The organism is Alteromonas sp. R7, from assembly GCF_055755235.1.
In genome coordinates this window covers 23799-43341 of the sequence record NZ_JBVTQX010000008.1, presented here as the reverse complement: position 1 = coordinate 43341, position 19543 = coordinate 23799, and the positions used below count along the sequence as shown (strand labels likewise).

The 19543-nt window shown below is 44.9% G+C and carries 17 protein-coding genes; 10 read left to right on the top strand and 7 right to left on the bottom strand.

The features are described from left to right. Positions 1 to 4 precede the first annotated feature (4 nt). The 6 genes from AC0J2X_RS13900 (at position 5) to AC0J2X_RS13875 (ending at position 4610) form a co-directional block, all read left to right on the top strand. Entirely contained in the window at positions 5 to 505 is a 501-nt protein-coding gene (locus AC0J2X_RS13900; RefSeq protein ID WP_014949046.1) for a PTS sugar transporter subunit IIA, read from the top strand. 257 nt (positions 506 to 762) lie between these two features. Then, positions 763 to 1110 carry an ArsC family reductase gene (locus tag AC0J2X_RS13895; RefSeq protein WP_014949045.1) on the top strand — a complete coding sequence of 116 codons (348 nt, stop codon included), beginning with the start codon at positions 763 to 765 and terminating at the stop codon, positions 1108 to 1110. Next, positions 1104 to 2240, top strand: coding sequence for a succinyl-diaminopimelate desuccinylase (gene dapE, locus AC0J2X_RS13890; protein ID WP_269348224.1), 1137 nt, complete (start codon positions 1104 to 1106; stop codon positions 2238 to 2240). The genes AC0J2X_RS13895 and dapE overlap by 7 nt, the downstream gene beginning before the upstream one ends. A gap of 9 nt (positions 2241 to 2249) precedes the next feature. Next, entirely contained in the window at positions 2250 to 2936 is a 687-nt protein-coding gene (locus AC0J2X_RS13885; protein WP_348671095.1) for a M15 family metallopeptidase, read from the top strand. Positions 2937 to 2950: 14 nt separating this feature from the next. Beyond that, positions 2951 to 3160, top strand: coding sequence for a DUF2897 family protein (locus tag AC0J2X_RS13880; protein ID WP_014949042.1), 210 nt, complete (start codon positions 2951 to 2953; stop codon positions 3158 to 3160). 190 nt (positions 3161 to 3350) lie between these two features. Then, a complete protein-coding gene (locus AC0J2X_RS13875) occupies positions 3351 to 4610 on the top strand; it encodes a dicarboxylate/amino acid:cation symporter (RefSeq protein ID WP_081333974.1) in 1260 nt (419 codons plus the stop codon). A 155-nt stretch (positions 4611 to 4765) separates the two neighbouring features. On the opposite strand, the gene AC0J2X_RS13870 is transcribed toward AC0J2X_RS13875, so the two are convergent. From AC0J2X_RS13870 to AC0J2X_RS13840, 7 genes are all read right to left on the bottom strand, one after another. Continuing rightward, positions 4766 to 5092 (bottom strand): heavy metal-binding domain-containing protein, encoded by a 327-nt coding sequence (locus AC0J2X_RS13870; protein WP_014949040.1) that lies wholly within the window; start codon positions 5090 to 5092, stop codon positions 4766 to 4768. Positions 5093 to 5148: 56 nt separating this feature from the next. Continuing rightward, positions 5149 to 5559 (bottom strand): HIT domain-containing protein, encoded by a 411-nt coding sequence (locus AC0J2X_RS13865; RefSeq protein WP_156086203.1) that lies wholly within the window; start codon positions 5557 to 5559, stop codon positions 5149 to 5151. After that, positions 5552 to 6583, bottom strand: a complete 1032-nt coding sequence (gene astE, locus AC0J2X_RS13860) for a succinylglutamate desuccinylase (protein ID WP_156086202.1) — start codon at positions 6581 to 6583, stop codon at positions 5552 to 5554. Before astE ends, AC0J2X_RS13865 begins: the two co-directional genes overlap by 8 nt. Positions 6584 to 6728: 145 nt before the next feature. Next, entirely contained in the window at positions 6729 to 8033 is a 1305-nt protein-coding gene (locus tag AC0J2X_RS13855) for a putative bifunctional diguanylate cyclase/phosphodiesterase (RefSeq protein ID WP_156086201.1), read from the bottom strand. 297 nt (positions 8034 to 8330) lie between these two features. Continuing rightward, positions 8331 to 10808 (bottom strand): glycogen/starch/alpha-glucan phosphorylase, encoded by a 2478-nt coding sequence (locus tag AC0J2X_RS13850; RefSeq protein WP_014949036.1) that lies wholly within the window; start codon positions 10806 to 10808, stop codon positions 8331 to 8333. Positions 10809 to 11026: 218 nt separating this feature from the next. Further along, positions 11027 to 12679, bottom strand: a complete 1653-nt coding sequence (pgm, locus tag AC0J2X_RS13845; protein ID WP_342325917.1) for a phosphoglucomutase (alpha-D-glucose-1,6-bisphosphate-dependent) — start codon at positions 12677 to 12679, stop codon at positions 11027 to 11029. A gap of 47 nt (positions 12680 to 12726) precedes the next feature. Continuing rightward, positions 12727 to 13512, bottom strand: coding sequence for a SeqA protein (locus tag AC0J2X_RS13840; protein ID WP_342325918.1), 786 nt, complete (start codon positions 13510 to 13512; stop codon positions 12727 to 12729). A gap of 500 nt (positions 13513 to 14012) precedes the next feature. On the opposite strand from AC0J2X_RS13840, the gene AC0J2X_RS13835 reads away from it, so the two are divergent. From AC0J2X_RS13835 to AC0J2X_RS13820, 4 genes are all read left to right on the top strand, one after another. Continuing rightward, entirely contained in the window at positions 14013 to 14960 is a 948-nt protein-coding gene (locus AC0J2X_RS13835; RefSeq protein ID WP_101564052.1) for an AAA family ATPase, read from the top strand. Positions 14961 to 14996: 36 nt separating this feature from the next. Next, entirely contained in the window at positions 14997 to 16130 is a 1134-nt protein-coding gene (locus tag AC0J2X_RS13830; RefSeq protein ID WP_472996123.1) for a DUF58 domain-containing protein, read from the top strand. After that, on the top strand, positions 16127 to 18193 hold the full coding sequence (locus AC0J2X_RS13825) for a transglutaminase TgpA family protein (protein ID WP_472996122.1): 2067 nt from the start codon (positions 16127 to 16129) through the stop codon (positions 18191 to 18193). The genes AC0J2X_RS13830 and AC0J2X_RS13825 overlap by 4 nt, the downstream gene beginning before the upstream one ends. A 440-nt stretch (positions 18194 to 18633) precedes the next feature. Continuing rightward, the gene (locus AC0J2X_RS13820) at positions 18634 to 19482 is read left to right on the top strand and encodes a formate/nitrite transporter family protein (RefSeq protein WP_472996121.1); all 849 of its coding nucleotides are present in this window, start codon (positions 18634 to 18636) and stop codon (positions 19480 to 19482) included. The last annotated feature ends 61 nt before the right edge of the window (positions 19483 to 19543 follow it).

Sequence of the window (19543 nt, the reverse complement as noted above, 5' to 3'; positions counted from 1 at the left end):
TACCGTGAATGCTAAGCAACTACAATACGCACCAGACAGTTTTACCAAGCAGTTTGTAACTTTAAGCCCGTTTTCAGGGCAAGTGGTTTCACTCTCACACATTGACGATCCCTATTATAAAAGTGGCCTTATGGGGCCTGGTGCAGCAATAAGCTCAACATCAAATACTGTCTTATCGCCTTTCGCTGGTAAAGTATTGAGCGTTTCTCCGCTAGATTACGCTATCGACATACAGTCTAGCGCGGGCCTCAAATGCAAGATTAAATATGGTGGCGATACTAGTCATTTGCATGGCGCACAATTCGCCTGTTCTCTGAAGCGGGGCGATGAAATAAGACTTAAACAAGTACTTTTTACCGTGAATGCTGCATGGCTAAAGCAGCGCGGTGTTAGCAATACCTGTTCAATGACGTTGCTTAATGCAAATGCGCTTATCGGCGTGGTGCCTACGCATCAAAAGTTTGTCGAAGCGGGCGAAGATACGTTGTTGACACTTTACCTCTAGGGCCTGTTGACCTAATTGTAAAACAGGCTCTCAGCCCTGAATGATTTACTATTAAAAATCATCGCAAGTGAGTTTATCAACGTATCAACAGCTTGTATGATGGAGCACATTGAAAAACAAAAATGTACAGGCGCACTGTTTTCGGGCTATTGCGGTTTTCTATTTTCTCTAGCTCTTCGAAACAGCGCCACATAATGGCACTGTTCTAACCAGCGTCTTTCATTTACAAACAACAAAGTAGTACGGAATAAATCACCATGAGCACAATCCTTTATGGGATCCCAAACTGTGACACCATTAAAAAAGCAAAAAAATGGTTAGCAGACAACGATATCGCTTTCACATTTCACGATTACCGCAAGGACGGGATAGATAACGACTTTCTTGTACGCGCCGAGTCTGAGCTTGGCTGGGAAGCAATGCTCAACAAACGCGGCACGACCTTTCGCCAGCTAGAAGAGCAAGAGAAAGCGAATCTAGATAAAGATAAAGCACTGGCCCTGCTAGAGCTTCATCCTGCCATGGTTAAACGCCCTATCCTTGTTCATGACAACGCGTTTTATATTGGCTTCAAACCCGCGCAGTATGAGGAAATATTTTGCTAAACGACTCTGTTATTGAAATTGCGAAAGAATTAATAAACCGCCGTTCTGTAACGCCAGAAGACGCAGGTTGCCAAGAAGCCATGGGCGAGTTTTTAGGTGCTTTAGGGTTTAATAATGAAACCATGGTATTTGAAGACACGACGAACCTTTGGTCTCGCAGAGGTAAAGAAGGCCCGGTATTTTGTTTCGCAGGCCACACTGATGTAGTGCCTAGTGGCCCTGAGTCAGCATGGAAAACACCGCCATTTACCGCGACAGAAGTTGACGGCTATCTGCATGGGCGGGGCGCAGCTGACATGAAAGGCAGTCTTGCCGCTATGCTAGTAGCCACCCGCGAGTTTGTGAACAAATACCCTGATCACAAGGGAAGTATTGCGTACCTTATTACTAGCGACGAAGAAGGCCCTTTTATAAACGGTACCACCCGCGTTATTGATACCCTTGAAGCCCGCAATGAAAAAATTGATTGGTGTATTGTTGGCGAACCCTCTTCAACCGACGAAGTAGGCGATATTGTTAAGAATGGCCGTAGAGGTTCATTAACGGGTGATTTAGTAGTAAAAGGTGTCCAAGGCCATGTCGCCTACCCTCATTTAGCTAAAAACCCTGTTCACAGTGCAATGGCCGCCCTTGACGAACTAGCTAAATCTCATTGGGATAACGGCAACGACTTTTTCCCTCCCACCAGCTTCCAGATATCAAACATTCACGCGGGTACGGGTGCGGGCAATGTGATCCCGGGCGAGATGCACGTTTGCTTCAACTTCCGTTTTTCAACGGAAGTAACCGACCAAGTTCTCATTGAGAGAGTCACGGCAATTTTGGAAGCCCACGAACTGGAGTACGAGATTAAATGGACGTTTAACGGTCAACCCTTTTTGACCGATACGGGTGCCTTGTTAGAGGCCACTCAAGGTGCAATAGCGGCGGTTAAAGGAACACCTACCGTGCTGTCTACTGCTGGCGGTACATCAGATGGTCGCTTTATCGCGCCAACAGGTGCACAAGTGATAGAGCTAGGCCCGGTGAATGCCACTATCCACAAAATTGACGAGTGCGTGAAAATGTCTGATCTTGAACAGCTTGCTGATATGTACTTCGGTATCTTAGAACGCTTGCTGGCTAAATAGCCGCTATTGATGGTTATGAATCAAGTGCCAGAAAAAGCGTGGTTAGGCCAGCACAACGACTATCTCGTTGATGCTGGCAACGGCCATAGACTGCATCGCGACGTGATATCGCCGTTTCTTGCCATGCAAGATGCTGCGCAAAAAGACGGTATAGACTTACAGTTGGTCAGTAGCTTTCGTGATTTTGACAGACAAACTGCCATTTTTAACCGCAAATGGGCAGGTCAAGCACAGCTTCTTGATACCAACGGTGATGAACTGCCATTCGAGGCACTAAGCGATAATGAAAAGCTTCATGCTATTTTGACATGGTCAGCACTTCCCGGCGGCAGTCGCCACCACTGGGGCACTGACATCGATGTGTACGACAGAGCTGCCGTGCATAACTGGGGGGGCAAGTTTAATCTTGTCGAAAGCGAATACCTTTCTGGCGGACCGTGCCATGCCCTTTCATGTTGGCTAGCTGACAATATGGAACAGTTTGGCTTTTATCGTCCTTTTTCTGTTAATAGGGGTGGCGTCGCAGTAGAGCCATGGCATTTAAGCTTTCGAAACACAGCGTGTGCTTTCGAAAATGCCAGGCACTTAGATGGCTTTACGAAAGCCATCGAACAAAGCGATATAGAAGGCAAAACATGTATTTTGCCACAGCTACCTAGCTTGTATAATCGCTACGTATTGAACAAAGGGCTGTAGCCTACGGAATTTTTATGAGTACTACCTGGGTCATTATCATTATTGTTTTAGTGTTGGGCGTTGTGATTGGGAATATCACGCTGCTTAAATACAGTGCTAGATTTAAATTTCCGACACCTTCTAAACCTTATGATGATAGTGACGACGATTCAAACAAGGACAGTGAAAGCGCGAATACATCCGTTAAAGACCAAGATAAAGACAGCAACACCCCAATGAAATAACCCTATTCTGATAGAGTCTGTCGCGGCATTTTAATCGAAGCCTAAGTAAAGCTTTTATAATTAGAGGCTTTTATAATCAAAAGCTTGTACCCATTGTTTGTGCCGACGCAGGCACATCAGTATTAGGGCTCTCAATTATTCATTCACAAATCACTTTTCGCATTTAAACACACTCTAAGAGGTTCTAGACGTGTCTAAAAAACAATCCTTACTGGGCAATATCGGCGTACAAGTTGTCATTGCCATGATTATTGGTACCGCAGTTGGTGCCTTTATGGGTGAAAGCGCTGAAATGTTCGCACCACTGGGTGCCATTTTTATCAATTTAATTAAAATGCTGGTAATTCCACTGGTGGCAGTGGCGCTTATCTCTGGCGCTGCGGGGCTTGGCAACAGCACTAATGCAGGAAAAGTGGGGCTATCTACCCTTGCTTATTTTGCGTTAACGTCAGCACTTGCCGTAACACTGGCCCTCATTATGGGTGAAGTGTTTAAGCCAGGAATAGGTATCGACGTTTCAGCGGTGGAAGGTATGTTCTCTGGTGAATACGCCTCTAAAGGTGAGTTACCTTCATTTTGGGCTACCGTTACGGGTATGATCCCCACTAACGTATTTGCCTCGTTAACCAACGCGAACATTCTTCAAATTCTGGTGTTTTGCTTATTCTTTGGCCTCGCCCTTTCCAAACAACCTAAAAAGAACCGCGAGCCTATTTTAAATGGCGTGAACACTATCGTTGATGCCATGGTGTGGATGATCAACTGTGTGATGAAAATCGCGCCTATCGGCGTATTTGGTTTAATGGCAGAGGCCGTAGGAACATTTGGTTTTGCCGCGCTCATGGTGGTATTCAAACTCTTCTTGGTGTTTACTGCGGCAATTTTAGTGTTTGGTTTTGTGGTTTACCCCCTTTTGGTCCAGCTTTTTACAAAAACGTCGGCTAAATCATTTCTCGTCGCCATGAAAAAGCCTCAGGCGGTTGCTCTTTCAACCGCGTCATCCATGGCGACACTGCCGGTTACTATGAATACAGTAGAGAATGAGCTAGGTGTAAGAAACGCAACGGCATCTTTTGTACTGCCGTTAGGCGCCACCATCAACATGAGCGGAAATGCCATTTATTATGGCTTGGTAGCGGTGTTTTTTGCGCAGCTTTTCAATATAGATTTATCAATGGGTGCATATGTTGCCATCATCCTAACGTCTACCCTTGGCGCGGTTGGTCAAGCGGGCGTTCCTGGGCCATCATTCTTGGTCGTTGCGGTGTTGCTTGCTGCCGGCATTCCCATTGAAGGTTTACCCCTGCTATTTGCCTTGGACAGAATTTTCGACATGATCCGCACAGCGCTAAATATTACGGGTGATGCAGCATGCGCAGTGATCGTAGATACGATTGCCATTGATGCTGATGCTGTTGAAGAGCAAGCAATAGAAAATACGGCCAAATAAAGCCTAGTCTTACAGATAGAAAAGGGCAGCAAAGCTTTTTGAAACGCTTACGCTGCCCTTTTTTAATTGGATTGTGTCGCTTTTTGCTTATCGCTATTTTAATCGGCACTTAATTGATAAACGTTAATTCACCAAAGCATACGCCCTTCATAATCTTATAAAGGGGTTGTTTTCACTGCGGTACCGCTAATGCTCACCATAAGCATACTGCCTTTATCGCCAATCACTTGATAGTCTAAATCGATGCCAACCACAGCATTTGCGCCCATGCTTCTGGCTTCATGCTCAAGCTCAGTAAACGCTAACTTACGTGCGGTGGTTAACTCTTCTTCATACGACCCAGAACGGCCGCCAACGATATCGCGAATAGAGGCGAAAAGATCTTTAAATACGTTTGCGCCCATCACGGCCTCGCCCACAACAATACCGTAATAAGCTTCAATTTTATGCCCTTCAAGCGTTGGGGTAGTTGAAACTATCATGCATAACTCCTTTTAATGTGAACTGTTTATTTTGCGCTATTAAGGGCGTGCGCCCTCTAGCTGTTGTTTTCGAACCACTGCTTAACAGACTTAACAAGTGCCTGAGCATCGTTTGTGTTATACGCCACTGCTGGCTGGTTGCCCCACACAGGTTTTGGCCACGCACAATCATTTTCAAAACGTGCGACGTGATGAACATGAAGCTGCCTTACCACATTGCCTAGTGCTGCCACGTTAAGTTTAAGCGGTGAAAACAAGGACTGCATGGCTTTTGATGCCAATGCAGACTCTTTAAGTAAAGTAATCTGCTCTTCTTCTGACAAATCGATAATTTCCGCAATATCATTTTTCATCGGCACTAAAATAAGCCACGGAAACTGACTATCGTTCATTAACAGTACACGACACAGCGAGAGATCACAGACAAAAAATGTATCATTGTGTAAACGGCTATCAAGATTAAACATCTAGCTTATCCAACGTAGTAGGCACAACGGTTAATAAGGCGCGTTGTCCAATGGCCACTTTTGCATTCGGGAAAACAATGGCTTCGCCGTCCTGCTCTGCTATGTACTCTTTACCCGGTTCAGAAGCCAATACCGTGCCTTTAGGGTAGTCAGTGAAGTTTGGCGTATCGTCATCGAAATGAAGCGTAAACTGTTCTTCGTTTCGGTTTATAACTTGGTTCACGCGATAAATATCAAGGTCATCCATATCAACCGTAGGCGCGTACTCGGTTTGAGTAATTAACTGCGTTATCGCTTGTTTCGCATCTTCAAATCGACGCATATCGTTTTGCCCGAATGGACGCACCTTGCCAAGTTCAACCGTAAACGCGTGCGCGTTGTATTGATATGACGAGAAATAGCTAAAGGTGGTTGTCGAGCTTTCCGACAGTAATATGGTTTTCACACCACACGCGGCAAGAAATGCCAGCTGCCCTTTGCTGTGTATTCTGTCATGAAGATAAGGATATACCGCAAACTTTTCATTTTTAGAGGCGCGAATTGCTGTGTGTAGGTCGTAGTGATATCGGGTGCCCTCACCCGCTTCGAAGAAAGACGCCACAGCATCTTCGAGCTGTTTAGCACGAACGCGCTCTGCGTTCACTAAACCTTCGCCCTTCGAGTGTGCACCGCTAAACAAGCGGTTCATGTTCTCTTCAACGAAACGCTCTGCAATATCCATCGCTGGCAGGTTGCCAAATAAGAACAAAACATCATGTGCCAGCGTTATGTTCCCTGTAAGGATCCCCTTAACCAAATCATCACAGATTTCGATAGGTGCGGTTTCATTACCGTGCACACCACACGATAAAACAATGCGTTTATTAGGCTTAGAGGTTGGCTGTACTGAAAAACTGATAATGCCAGGTGCGGTAATATGGACGAGCGTACCATTAGCTAATGTAAATTGATGAGAGCGTTCAAATAATGCGGAATTACGGCGAGAAAGTGTTAAAAATTGGCCGCTTTCGATAAGTTCTTGCATAAGTGTGAGCTTTGTCTACGTTGTCTAATCTCGAATGCTTCCAGTGTACCCAGACAGGCCTTCAAAATCACGTTATCTCACTGTTTAATTCCCAGTAGCTGTAAGCATTGAACAACGGAACTACAGATTGCCGCACTTTCAGATACTACGCTTGAGCGCGTCTAGGCGAGTTGCCGATAATTATCTCTTGTTGGGTAAGCTGTACGAAATCATCGAATGGAATGGCGCGAGAGAACAGGTATCCCTGCCCTTGTGTCACCCCTATTTCTCTGAGTATGTGAAGCTGCTCTACGGTTTCTACGCCCTCGGCGACTACACAGCACTCTTTTGCATGCCCTATCACTTTCGCCGCTTCGATAATGGCGCGATTAACAGGGTGAGCTTCAAGTTCCATCACAAAGGACTTATCGATTTTCAGCGCATCCAAATCCAGATCTCGAATATAAGCAAGATTTGAATACCCTTTACCAAAATCATCTACAGAAATAGATACGCCTAAGCTTCGCAGCTCATCTAACTGCTTTTTCACCATTAATGAATTAGACAGCGCCACGTCCTCGGTAAGCTCCAACTCGATTAACGAAAGCGGCATTGAATACGTACGACTCAGCATCGTCAGTGTTGGGACTAACTGGTTGTCGTACAACTGTGTGGGAGAAATATTCACAGACAGCATTAAAGACCGCTTCATTAGGTCCAATTCCGAGAGCGCCCTAAAGGCTTGCTCAAGCGTCCAGTAGCCCAGTTCGCTCATCATATTATACGACTCGGCCGCTTCGATTAGCGGACCTGGAAATAAGACGCCATCAAGAGGGTGATTCCAGCGAAGTAAGCACTCAGCCCCCACTACTTCTAGCGTTGTCAGATCGACTTTTGGTTGATAGTAAAGCTCGAGTTCATTTTGTGCTAATGCACGTTTTAAATCTGCTTTTAGCGCCAAACTTCTGCCCGTGTCGGTTTTGTCTGACTTAGTCAACGCGAAGTAATTTTCGTATTTGTTTTCTTTTGCTTGTTTTAAAGCCGTTTCCGCTCGGGAAACAAAGGAAGTGATATCAAAGTCATTCTTAATACTGCACACCACACCTACGTTAAAGTCTGCAATAAAAGCCGTACCATCATAATGCATAGGCGTTTTGAAATGCTCGACTAAGCGTTCGAACATTTGTCGCATTACGGTTTCATTACTTTCATTAGGAAAAACGATGCCAAAAACATCACCACTGATACGGCCAATCGATACCGCAGTTCCAAATAGGAGTTGGATGCGGTTGGCTATTTCAAGTAAAAAGCGATCGCCTACATGAATGCCCAGACTGGTTGTCACATCAGAAAAACGCACTACATCGACCAGCATCAATGAAATAGAAGCACTGCGAGACGCTTGCTTCGAAATGCTATCGATAAACGCATAGCGATTGGGAATGGTTGCCAGTGATGTGTGTTGGCTCATGATGTTTTCCTTGAGCTTTACGCTTCGAGGTACTAAAAACAACTAGTTATATAAAACCATGGCGCTACGAAAGGCGCAACGACAGTAACGTATTATTTTGTATACCGTCTTATACTTTTGTACAACATTAGCCTAATATTGGACAAAAAACATGGCTGTAGTACTTATTTCTGGTGACGTTAAGAACAAACTGTGCCGTATTTTGAACCCGATACGAAACAATGAAGAAGTATTTAGAGGGTAATAAAAAACCCGGCGAGTGTACCACTGCCGGGCTATTTCTTTACGGTTCTGCGATTAGCTTTCAATCTTACACGGTGAAAGTTTCCAAACGCGTTCTACGTAGTCACGAATTGAACGATCTGAGGTAAATTTACCCATCTTCGCTGTATTGATGATGGCCATTTCTGCCCAACGCTCTTTGTCGCGGTATGCAGCATCAACTGCAATTTGTGCATCAGAATAAGCACGGAAATCTGCAAGCACCATGTACGGGTCACCGTTATCAAGTAAGCTTTGCTTAATTGACACCAATGCACCTGGTTTACCTGGCGTAAAGTAATCCGTTTCTAACCAATCCAGCACAGCTTTAATTTCTGGATCTTTATAGTAGTAGTCATGTGGGTTATAGCCATTCGCTTTAAGCTCGTTCACTTCTTCTACTGTAAGTCCGAAGATAAAGATGTTGTCATCGCCCACTTCTTCAGCAATTTCAACGTTTGCACCATCAAGTGTACCAATAGTTACCGCACCGTTCAGCGCAAGCTTCATATTACCGGTTCCTGATGCCTCTTTACCTGCCGTACTGATTTGCTCAGATACGTCTGCCGCTGGAATCATTTTTTCAGCGAGTGATACACGGTAGTTTGGTAAGAATGCTACTTTAATCTTGTTATTTACGCGCGGATCGTTGTTGATCTTATCCGCTACCTTGTTAATAGCGAAGATAATATCTTTCGCAAGCTTGTAGCCCGGTGCCGCTTTAGCACCAAACACAAATACACGCGGGTGCATATCGTAATCAGGGTTTTCTAGAATACGACGGTACAGCGCCATAATATTCAGAAGCGCTAAGTGTTGACGCTTATACTCGTGCAAACGCTTAATCTGCACATCGAAAATGGCGTTAACGTCTACTTCTATATCAAGTGACTTGCGAATTTCCTCTGCTAGCAACTCTTTGTTCTCAAGCTTCACTTTCATGAACTGCTTCTGAAACGTTTTATTGCTCGCAAATTTAGCTAACCCTTGCAGTTTGTCTAAGTCGCGCGGCCAGTCTTCACCAATCTTTTTATCGATTAGCTTAGACAGCGCTGGGTTACACGCTTTCAACCAGCGGCGTGGTGTAATACCGTTGGTTACGTTAGTTAGCTTACCTGGATACAGTTCATCGAACTCTGGGAACAGAGACGACTTAACAAGACGAGAGTGCATTTCTGCCACACCGTTAACGGCAAATGAACCGATTACCGACAGGTGGCCCATACGAACCATCTTCTCGTTACCTTCTTCAATGATTGAAAGCTTAGCTTTCATGGCATTGTCGCCAGGCCACTTCTTATCAACCTCTGCCATAAAGCGGTGGTTAATTTCATAAATGATTTCTAGATGACGAGGAAGGATCTTCTCAATCATGCGCGCAGGCCACTTTTCAAGTGCCTCTGGCAGCAAGGTGTGGTTGGTATATGCAAATACTTTTGTACAAATCCCCCACGCTTCATCCCAGCCAAGCTCTGCGCGGTCAACAAGAATGCGCATTAGCTCTGGTATAGAAATAGCTGGGTGCGTGTCGTTTAGCTGAATAACAACCTGATCGGCGAAACGGCTCCAATCGTCACCATGAGCACGCTTGTAACGACGGATAATGTCTTTAAGCGAGCACGAGCAGAAGAAGTACTGCTGAATAAGGCGAAGCTCTTTACCCGCTTCGGTCTCATCGTTTGGATAAAGTACTTTTGAAATAGTTTCAGCTGATACATTTTCACGTTGTGCATCAACATAACCACCCGCATTGAACACGTCCCAATTGAAGTAGTCAGACGCTTCTGACTGCCACAACCGCAATACGTTTACGGTTTTACCTTCGTAGCCTACAACCGGAATGTCCCACGGCACACCTTTAACAATTGAGCCAGGGTGCCATTCTTTTAGCACTCGTCCGTTGTCGCCGTATTTAGTCTCTACATAGCCGTAAAGCGATACTTCTTGAATAGATTCTGGACGGCAAATTTCCCATGGATTACCGTAGTCACGCCAGCTATCTGGACGCTCGATTTGCGCACCGCTTTTAATTTCTTGGCGGAACAAACCGTGCTCGTAATGAATACCATAACCTATTGCAGGTAATTCCATTGTCGCCAGTGAGTCGATGAAGCAAGCCGCTAGTCGGCCAAGGCCACCATTACCTAGCGCCATATCAGGCTCTTCTTCAAGAATGTCTGAAATTTCAACACCTAGCTCTTTCAACGCGCCACTAGCCACATCGAATAAGCCAAAGTTTTGCAGGTTGTTTGAAAGCAAACGGCCCATTAGGAATTCAGCAGAAAAGTAATGAACGGCGCGGGTGTCGTTCAGGTAATGACTTTTCTGGGTTTTGCGCAACCCTTCAAGTACTTGTTCTTGAATTGCAGCGCACGTTGCTTTCCACCAAGCGTGATTGTTTGCTTTGTTTTCGTCGGTGCCTAGCGTGCAGTGTAAGTGTTTAATAACCGCTGCTTTGAATGCAGCCTTATCGATCACTGGAGAGGGTTGCGTCTTGGTCGCTTTTGCGTTCATTTTGCGTCTCACTCTTAAGTAGAAGCGGTGTTTACACACCGAAAACGTAATTTAATTACAGAATAACTTCAGAATATGACAGCAATATAGCAGCGCTTAAACGATTATGTTGTAATAATTTTGTTAAAATAACAAAAAATCGCATGAATTCGTATGCACTCATGCGATTTTTAACAATTAATTTACAAAAAGGAATTTAAAGTGATTTATTTTTGCACTTATTTAATTATTTTTCCGACTAAGGCTTCGGCTTCAGCAATTAGATCCTGTAAGTGGCTTTCACCGTTAAAGCTTTCCGCATAGATTTTATAAATTTGTTCGGTGCCAGAAGGACGCGCTGCGAACCAGCCATTTTCTGTCGATACTTTAACGCCACCAATTGCCGCGTTATTACCTGGCGCATGGGTTTGAACGGCAGTGATAGGCTCGCCCGCCAACGTATCGCTAGTGACGACAGATGCATCCATCGCCGAAAGCTTTTGCTTTTGTTCAAGGGTTGCTGCCACGTCAACACGGCTGTAAACCGGCGCTGCAAATTTTTCCGTTAGCGCTTTGTAGTGCTCGCCAGGATCTTTGCCTGTGATGGCTAGGATTTCAGCTGCCAGCAAACAAAGAATAAAGCCGTCTTTGTCTGTCGCCCACGTGCTTCCATTGCGTTCAAGGAAAATTCCACCAGCACTTTCTTCACCCGCAAAACCAATAGTGCTGTTTGATAAACCATCAACAAACCATTTAAAGCCTACCGGCATTTCAGCCAAAGGTTTACCTAAACTGTTGGCTACGCGGTCAATCATACTGCTAGACACCAGTGTTTTACCGATATTTAGATCGCTAGGCCATTCTGGACGGTGGGTATAAAGGTAGTTAATAGCCACGGCCAAATAATGGTTTGGGTTCATTAGGCCCGCGCTTTTGCACACAATACCGTGACGATCGAAGTCAGGATCATTGCCCCAAGCTAAGTCAAAGTTATCTTTCAGCTCGATAAGCCCTGCCATCGCATAGGCAGACGAACAATCCATGCGAAGCTTACCGTCTTTGTCGCGGCGCATAAAACCAAACTGTGGGTCAACCGCGTCGTTAACAACGGTAATGTCCAAGCCATATTTATCTGCAATTCGCGACCAATAACCTATGCCTGCACCACCTAATGGGTCAGTACCTAACTTCAAGTTAGCTTTTGCAATCGCTTCCATGTCGATAACGCTTGCAAGGTCTTCAATGTAAGGTTCCATGAAGTCTTCTTCACGAACCAATTTGCGCGCGGTAGCTTGACGAATATCAATGCGCTTAACGTTTTTATTGCCATCGGCAATTAGTTCATTCGCGCGTTCTTGAATTTGTTTGGTTACATTACTATCGGCAGGCCCACCGTGAGGCGGGTTGTACTTAAATCCACCGTCTGAAGGAGGGTTATGAGAAGGCGTAATGACGATACCATCTGCCTTGTCGGTGTTACCTGCGCGATTGTAGCGAATAATAGTACGTGAAATAACAGGTGTCGGCGTATAGCCCATGCTTTCATTGTCTGCGCGCTGCACCACAACATTGACACCGTTTGCACACAAAACTTCGATAGCGGTAATCATGGCAGGCTCAGATAACGCGTGGGTATCTTTACCAACGAACAGCGGACCGTCGATACCTTCTTGTTTACGATACTCTACCAATGCTTGGCAAATTGCACTGATGTGGGTATCGGTAAACGTAGCGTTGGAAGCTGTACCTCTGTGACCTGACGTGCCAAAAGAGACCGCTTGACCCGGGTCATTCATATCCGGTTTATAGCTGTAATACTGGCTCACTAACTGCGCTACGTTAATGAGTTGCTCTTTTGCTGCATGCTGTCCAGCCTGCGGATGTAATGCCATGAAAAAAATCCTTATTTAGAAGTTTCGTTGTTCTATACCTTGGCTTGCTATTTACCTTCTGAAGAGAAACGCGCAATCACGGTTTCAATAACATCGGGTTGATAGCCTAAGTTACGCAAAACTTGTTCCAGCATATTCGTTTTCTTGGCAGTATTGTTATTTGTTACCACCCAGAACGGGCTATCAGGGATAGCTTTAGGATTAGTACTGCTGCCGTTTTCCAACAATGCCGCCTTACTTGTCGCAAAGTACGTACGGTTTTTACCTTTTATACTTTCAACACGAGTAAAGTTTTCTGCATTAAGCTTGTGCGCTGCACTTAAAACAAACAGGAATTGATCAACGCGCTTGGTAAATGTGCCTAATGCATCTTTTGACACCGCTTCAAGAATGTCTCTTTTCGAGTGAGCTTCTGTTGCTGGCGTTACTGAAGAAACTTCCGAAACCTTTTTAGCTGCCCTTGAGTTCGCAGGCGCTTTTGCTGCCGTTGCTTTAGCTGAAGCTTTCTTCGCTGCAGCCTTTGGCTCAGCTTTAACTGCTGAACTGGCTGTCGCTTTAGTAGGCGCTTTGGTTTGTACTTTAGTCGCTTCTTGAGTTTCAACTTCGGGTGTTGACTCACTTGCGTTATCTGCGGTTTCTACAACGTCTGTACTTTTTAGTTCGCTTGTTTTTACAGATGTAGATGAAGCCCCACCATGCTGGACACCATGGGACACGGCACCGTCTTCAGGCAAAAGTAAACGTCTTAAAATTTGTGATGCACTCTCACCAATATGCTTCGTTTGGCTGGCGATGAAGGCATATAAATCGTCATCTATTTCAATGCTTTTCATAACTACTTCCTTTTTAAGAGGCACCATTATAGACAACACAGATAAACTACGCAGCACTTAATAACAGATGTTTTGCGGGAATCTATGCTAATAAGATAAGAAAGTGACGTTTTACTGCTTCCCGTTCCGTCGTATTTACTGTCGATATAGTCCATGTAAGCCGTTTTTACTTTTTCAAAAATAGACGTCGCCTTAACAACATTAAGAACATAGAAGAAACAACGCAACGAACCATCAAGTCGCTGATATACCTGCGTATAAAATTTAACAGGTAATTCAATAGAAAGCCTTTCACTATCGTTGCTATTATTAAGAAGTAGTGACCTTCGAAACACCGCATTGTCGGCACTCGTTACCGTTCGCTAAACATGTAAGCTAGAACATGAACTCAGACATGAACTTAAACATCATTGCGCAACATCCTTAGAAAAGCCTTAATCGCTTTCTCACTGTTTAATACGTAGTGTGACAGAGTAACTTTAAACTTAAGTGACAATCATATGCGCCAAGATATCATTAACGTACAGCGGGCTCTTAGTCAGAAAATTATTGGTAAAGATCACCAATTAAAACTCGCAATAACTTGTTTACTTGCCAATGGCCACTTATTAATTGAAGACTTACCAGGAATGGGTAAAACCACCCTTTCTCATGCGCTTTCCCAAGTTTTTGGCCTACAATATTCTCGCATTCAATTTACTTCTGACTTACTCCCATCAGATATGTTGGGCGTAAACATTTTTCATAGTAATGAACAAGACGAGGCAAAGCGCTTTTCGTTTAGACACGGCCCTATTTTTAGCCAAGTGGTGTTAGCGGACGAGCTAAACAGAGCCAGCCCCAAAACACAAAGCGCCCTGTTAGAAGCGATGGAAGAGCGACAAGTAAGTATAGATGGTGTAACCCACGCGCTACCCTCTCCATTTTTTGTTATTGCTACACAAAACCCAAGCTATCAATCGGGCACTTATCCCTTGCCAGAGTCCCAACTCGACCGTTTCTTTATGCGTATCTCTTTGGGCTATCCAGCGTGGGAAGCAGAAAAAGCCATGCTATTGCAACAGGATGCATCAGCACCGCTTGCACAAATACTAAATGAGGAGAATTTGCGCGAGATGCAACGAGAGGTAGCCACTATTCATACCAGCGATGCCATTATTCATTACATTCTAAGATTGGTGAGTGAAAGTCGAGAAAGTAATGATTACCCTAACCCCCTATCGCCACGAGCGAGTAGAGCGATACTACAAGGTGCCAAAGCTTGGGCGTTTGTTTCCGGAAAATCATATGTTACTCCCGAAGATGTACAGGCCGTCTTCGTGGCCATTACCGCTCATAGGCTAACATTGTCTTCACATCAGTTGGCACAAGGGCAGCAAACCCATGCTTTTGACGGTGAAAAACTGAGCCAGAAATTACTCGATAGTATTGACCCACTGGCAGCCTAGCATTCATGAATTTTCGGAGCGCTAAAGGTGCGTAGAATGCCAGCTTCACTTTCGAATTACCTACAACGTAGGCTATTAAAGTGGTTAGACAGGCGAGTTCCGGCTTCTCACGAACATCACCTCAACTTAAACAGTATTTTTATATTGCCGAGCGGATTCGGTTGGTCTTTTATTATTCTATCGCTGTGTTTGTTTTTACTTGGCACTAACTACCAAAACAACTTGATGTTGCTGCTTAGCTATTTGTGCTTAAGCATTATGCTATTAACGCTGTTTTACACTCATCAAAACTTTGCGCGTTTAGCGCTTAAAGCGACGCCCCCCAGTCCATTTCACTGTAACTTACAGGGTGAATTGCAGCTTCAGGTTATCCCTCACGCGGCAGCGCCAACGAAAACGTGCAATGGTGTATTAGCAATAAAGTGGCTAAATACAGCGCGCCCCATTGAAACCGCTGTTCATGCAAGCAATCAAGACACCTCAGTGGATCAGCAGACGTACAGCTTTTCTTTAAACGACAATGAAGTTACGGATACAAGACAAACGCAAACCCTCAGCGTGCCTCTTCCAATACCAGTACGGGGGCGATTTGCACTGGGCAGACTAACCATTGCATGCGATTTTCCGTTGGGATTATACAAATGCTGGACCCACCTCGATTTTGACCAACAGGTTACTGTCTATGCAAAACCTCAAGAAGGTCCGGTCACTGTTAATAAGGTAGCGAGTTCTAATGAGTCGGATAGCGTCAGTCAGGTTAACGACCTTACAAGTAACGAGGACTTCTACGCATTAAACGATTACGAAGTTGGACAGCCGCTTAATCGCGTATCGTGGAAGCATGTGGCGAAAAACGGAAATTGGGTTTCGAAATCCTTTACCTCCTTGCAATGCGACAGTTTTGTACTTTCAGTTCCCTCAAACATAGATGTGGAAACTGCCGTGTCGGCGCTTACCTATGCAACATTGTCTTGGACAGGCGCAGACCGGGTATTTGGAATACAGTACAAAGGGCTTAACATTGCCCCTGCTCACGGGGTAAAACATAGGCACGAATGTCTTAGTGCACTTGCTTGTTTGAATTCGCATTCATCACAAGCTTCTTCAACCTCAAATAAAACGGTCTCAATATCTTCCATAAAGAATGAAAGAGCGAGGTCAACGAAATGAACTCCGCTATTTTAAGCCGTTTATCACAATTAACCGTTGTTAAAAGCGTGTTTAGCCAACCAACGTCCGTGGCTGTGCTTATGCTCTGCATAGCATTCTCTTTTATTCTTTTCACTCTCACCGCGCCGCTTATGACATGGGTAATTATGCTAGGTGGATGTGCTGTGATAGTGAGGGCCGCAGGCCTTAGTGCGTTAAATAGTTTGCCCACATCACGCACGGTTAATCTACTAGCGATATTGGCAGTGTTCGCATTATCGTGGTTTGGCTTCTCAGTAGGATTGCTTGATAGCATGATCAACCTATTGACCGTCGCGTGCGCGCTCAAAATCATGCTGGTTGAGAAAAAACGAGATTTTCACTTAATTGTATGTACCTGTTTGTTCTTGATCGGCTGCGGATTTATCTCGTCTCTAAGCGTATTTGCGTGGATTGGCTATACAGGAATACTGGCCCTGCTGCTATTCGCGACTGCCATTTATCACGGTGCAGGAATACCCAAATCAAAAAGCATTAAATTCGTGACCGTGCTTATTGTCCAAGCTTTCCCTATCGCGCTGCTACTGTTTTTACTGCTTCCCCAACTCCCTCCGCTTTGGCAGATGCCCACGTCAAAGTCGACTGAAACCGGGCTTTCTGACACGGTGACGCCTGGTGATATTGCGTCACTTGCAAGTTCATCTGAATTGGCTTTCAGCGCCACATTTGAAAACGCAGAAGCAGTCCCTGTTGCACCGTCCAGGTATTGGCGCGCTATGACCTTAGAACATTTTGACGGGAAAACCTGGTCTATTAGCGACAAGCGCAAACAGGCAGAGCAGCAGTTAGCTTACATGGGCAAGCCAATACCCTTGTCAGCTCTGGCCGAGGAAAATACGCCTCAAGTGATAAGTTATGAATTGATCGTGGAACCCACACAGCAAACGTGGCTGTTTGCGTTAGCGCCTTCGACACCCAACAACCGCGAGAACAGTATTTTCGTAAGAAGTCTTTTTGATTTTACGTTAAGGGCGAATAGCCCAATATCCAGTAAAAAAGCGTTTTATCTGCGCTACTATCCAACTGCTCAAATCACTAGCGGAATAGGAAATTTTGAATCGCAACTAAACCTTCAGGTTTCCATGAATGGCAACCCTCAAGCCAGGGCATGGGGACAGACACTTGCCAAACAATACTCAAGCGCACAGCAAATAGTTAGCGCAATAATGCGTGAATTTAATCAAGGGGGCTTCCGCTACACCCTATCGCCGAACGCCATGCCTACCGACCCCATCGATCGTTTTTTATTTGAAGAACGCTCAGGTTTTTGTGCCCATTACGCAGGCGCCATGGTTTATGTGCTTCGCGCCGCAGGGGTACCGGCAAGAATGGTGACAGGCTACCAGGGCGGAAGCGCACTTAATGACAATGTGCTTCAAATTAGGCAGTACGATGCACATGCGTGGGTGGAAGCATTTATTGATGGTATATGGATTCGACACGACCCAACGAGTATGGTGGCACCGTCACGCTTAACCTTCGGGCTTGAACGTGCGCTGGAAGAGCTTGGGGAGTCTCGTAAAGCCAGTATTTTGGGCGACCTTAGCAACGCTGCTATTTTTGCAACATTACAAAGCTGGTTTCAACAGCTCGATTACTCGTGGAGTAAATGGGTACTGGGCTTTGACAATACTGCGCAAACCAACATGCTTGAAGAATTACTAGGCTCGCTAACGCCGCAAAAAATGCGAGTTGTATTTCTTTCCGCCATTGGCCTAATTGGGCTTATTTTAGCACTTTATTTTTTACCCAAAACGCATCGCAACACACTGTCGCCCTCACACAGAGTTTTACTAAACGCAATAAAATGCGTTGAAGCTAAAACAGGAAAAGAAAGAGGGAATAAAACCTTGTCCGCCTTTATGAGTGAAGTTAACCCTTTGATAAACGAAGATGCTACCAAGGCACTAACACTTCTGTGTGAACTATTTGAACATGAAAAATACGCACACCGAACACAAGAGACAAAAGTTTATCCAACCATGAAGCGTCAGTTAAAAATGTTAAAACAGGCATTAAAGTAGGAAATGGTTAAACCGGTTGCACCTTAAACACTCACACTCCCCCCTTTTTAGTGCAGACTAATTAATAGTGCCTTGGCGCAAGCGTCTATCAACACAGCCATGAATTTATACAAAGCATTGTTTTTAAAAGCAATAAATAACGCATTTACATACATTTTGGTTATTGGCACTTTTTTAGCTTTGTACAAATGGATAACAAAAGTACGAAGACGCTTATACAAGTATTATTTGCCAACGGGCTTTAGAGTACAAAGGCGTACACATAACCGACGGTTTATTTGTTAGCTACCACAATGCATGAGTTTCGGACAAAGGCGTCCCCAGTTCTTTCTTACGAGAGCGCTGCGGACGCCTTTTTTTGATCTTCTGGAACGCATTGAAACAGTAAACGCCAACACACAGATGACAACTTATTAATAACGACAACGTGAGGTGAAACCATGGCTTATCTTCTCCCCGCTGAGTTTGCAACCAAGATGGTAGATGCAGGCGAAGCCAAAATTTATATGTCTACACGAGATACTCTAATTCGCGCTTATATGGCAGGTGCAATATTGGCCCTTGCCGCTGTTTTTGCCGTTACCATTGCCGTTCAAACCGGCGTGTTTCTTCTTGGCGCAGTGTTATTCCCAGTGGGCTTTTGTATGCTCTACCTTATGGGGTTTGACCTATTAACCGGCGTGTTTGTACTTACCCCACTCGCTTGGCTTGCACAGCGACCTGGCGTCACGCCAAAACAAATTCTACGAAATTGGGGATTAGTATTTTTAGGTAACTTTGGCGGCGCATTAACCGTGGCCTTTATGATGTCGTTTATTTTTACCATGGGATATAACGTGGATGGCGGTGCCATCGCGACTAAGGTAGCCAGCATTGGCGAAGCTCGTACATTGGGCTACGCAGAACACGGCGTTGCAGGCTGGTTCACCATTTTTATTCGCGGCATGTTGTGTAACTGGATGGTGTCGCTAGGCGTAGTGGGTGCAATGATTTCAACTCACGTTAGCGGAAAAGTACTAGCCATGTGGATGCCAATCATGCTGTTCTTCTTTATGGGTTTTGAGCACTCAGTAGTAAACATGTTCCTTTTCCCATTTGGCCTTATTATGGGCGGCGACTTCTCGGTTATGGACTACTTCATTTGGAACGAGATCCCAACTGCACTTGGAAATCTTGTTGGTGGCCTCGCCTTTACTGGACTAACCCTGTACACCACCCACGTTAAGACGCTACCCAAACGTACTATCCCTGTTGATAAAGCCGCTGCATCGCAATCACTGCCTATTTAATTAAGGCGCTTATCTTAAAGCCATCATGCCTTGTCCCTACAAGACACGTCATGATGGCGTT

Coding starts and splice junctions, on each gene's coding strand:
- AC0J2X_RS13870 (WP_014949040.1), bottom strand. CDS start 5,092: ATGATAGTTTCAACTACCCCAACGCTTGAAGGGCATAAAATTGAAGCT.
- pgm (WP_342325917.1), bottom strand. CDS start 12,679: ATGGCATTACATCCGCAGGCTGGACAGCATGCAGCAAAAGAGCAACTC.
- astE (WP_156086202.1), bottom strand. CDS start 6,583: ATGCAAGAACTTATCGAAAGCGGCCAATTTTTAACACTTTCTCGCCGT.
- AC0J2X_RS13885 (WP_348671095.1), top strand. CDS start 2,250: ATGGTTATGAATCAAGTGCCAGAAAAAGCGTGGTTAGGCCAGCACAAC.
- AC0J2X_RS13830 (WP_472996123.1), top strand. CDS start 14,997: ATGCCAGCTTCACTTTCGAATTACCTACAACGTAGGCTATTAAAGTGG.
- AC0J2X_RS13880 (WP_014949042.1), top strand. CDS start 2,951: ATGAGTACTACCTGGGTCATTATCATTATTGTTTTAGTGTTGGGCGTT.
- AC0J2X_RS13840 (WP_342325918.1), bottom strand. CDS start 13,512: ATGAAAAGCATTGAAATAGATGACGATTTATATGCCTTCATCGCCAGC.
- AC0J2X_RS13825 (WP_472996122.1), top strand. CDS start 16,127: ATGAACTCCGCTATTTTAAGCCGTTTATCACAATTAACCGTTGTTAAA.
- AC0J2X_RS13835 (WP_101564052.1), top strand. CDS start 14,013: ATGCGCCAAGATATCATTAACGTACAGCGGGCTCTTAGTCAGAAAATT.
- AC0J2X_RS13820 (WP_472996121.1), top strand. CDS start 18,634: ATGGCTTATCTTCTCCCCGCTGAGTTTGCAACCAAGATGGTAGATGCA.
- AC0J2X_RS13865 (WP_156086203.1), bottom strand. CDS start 5,559: ATGTTTAATCTTGATAGCCGTTTACACAATGATACATTTTTTGTCTGT.
- AC0J2X_RS13895 (WP_014949045.1), top strand. CDS start 763: ATGAGCACAATCCTTTATGGGATCCCAAACTGTGACACCATTAAAAAA.
- AC0J2X_RS13855 (WP_156086201.1), bottom strand. CDS start 8,033: ATGAGCCAACACACATCACTGGCAACCATTCCCAATCGCTATGCGTTT.
- AC0J2X_RS13850 (WP_014949036.1), bottom strand. CDS start 10,808: ATGAACGCAAAAGCGACCAAGACGCAACCCTCTCCAGTGATCGATAAG.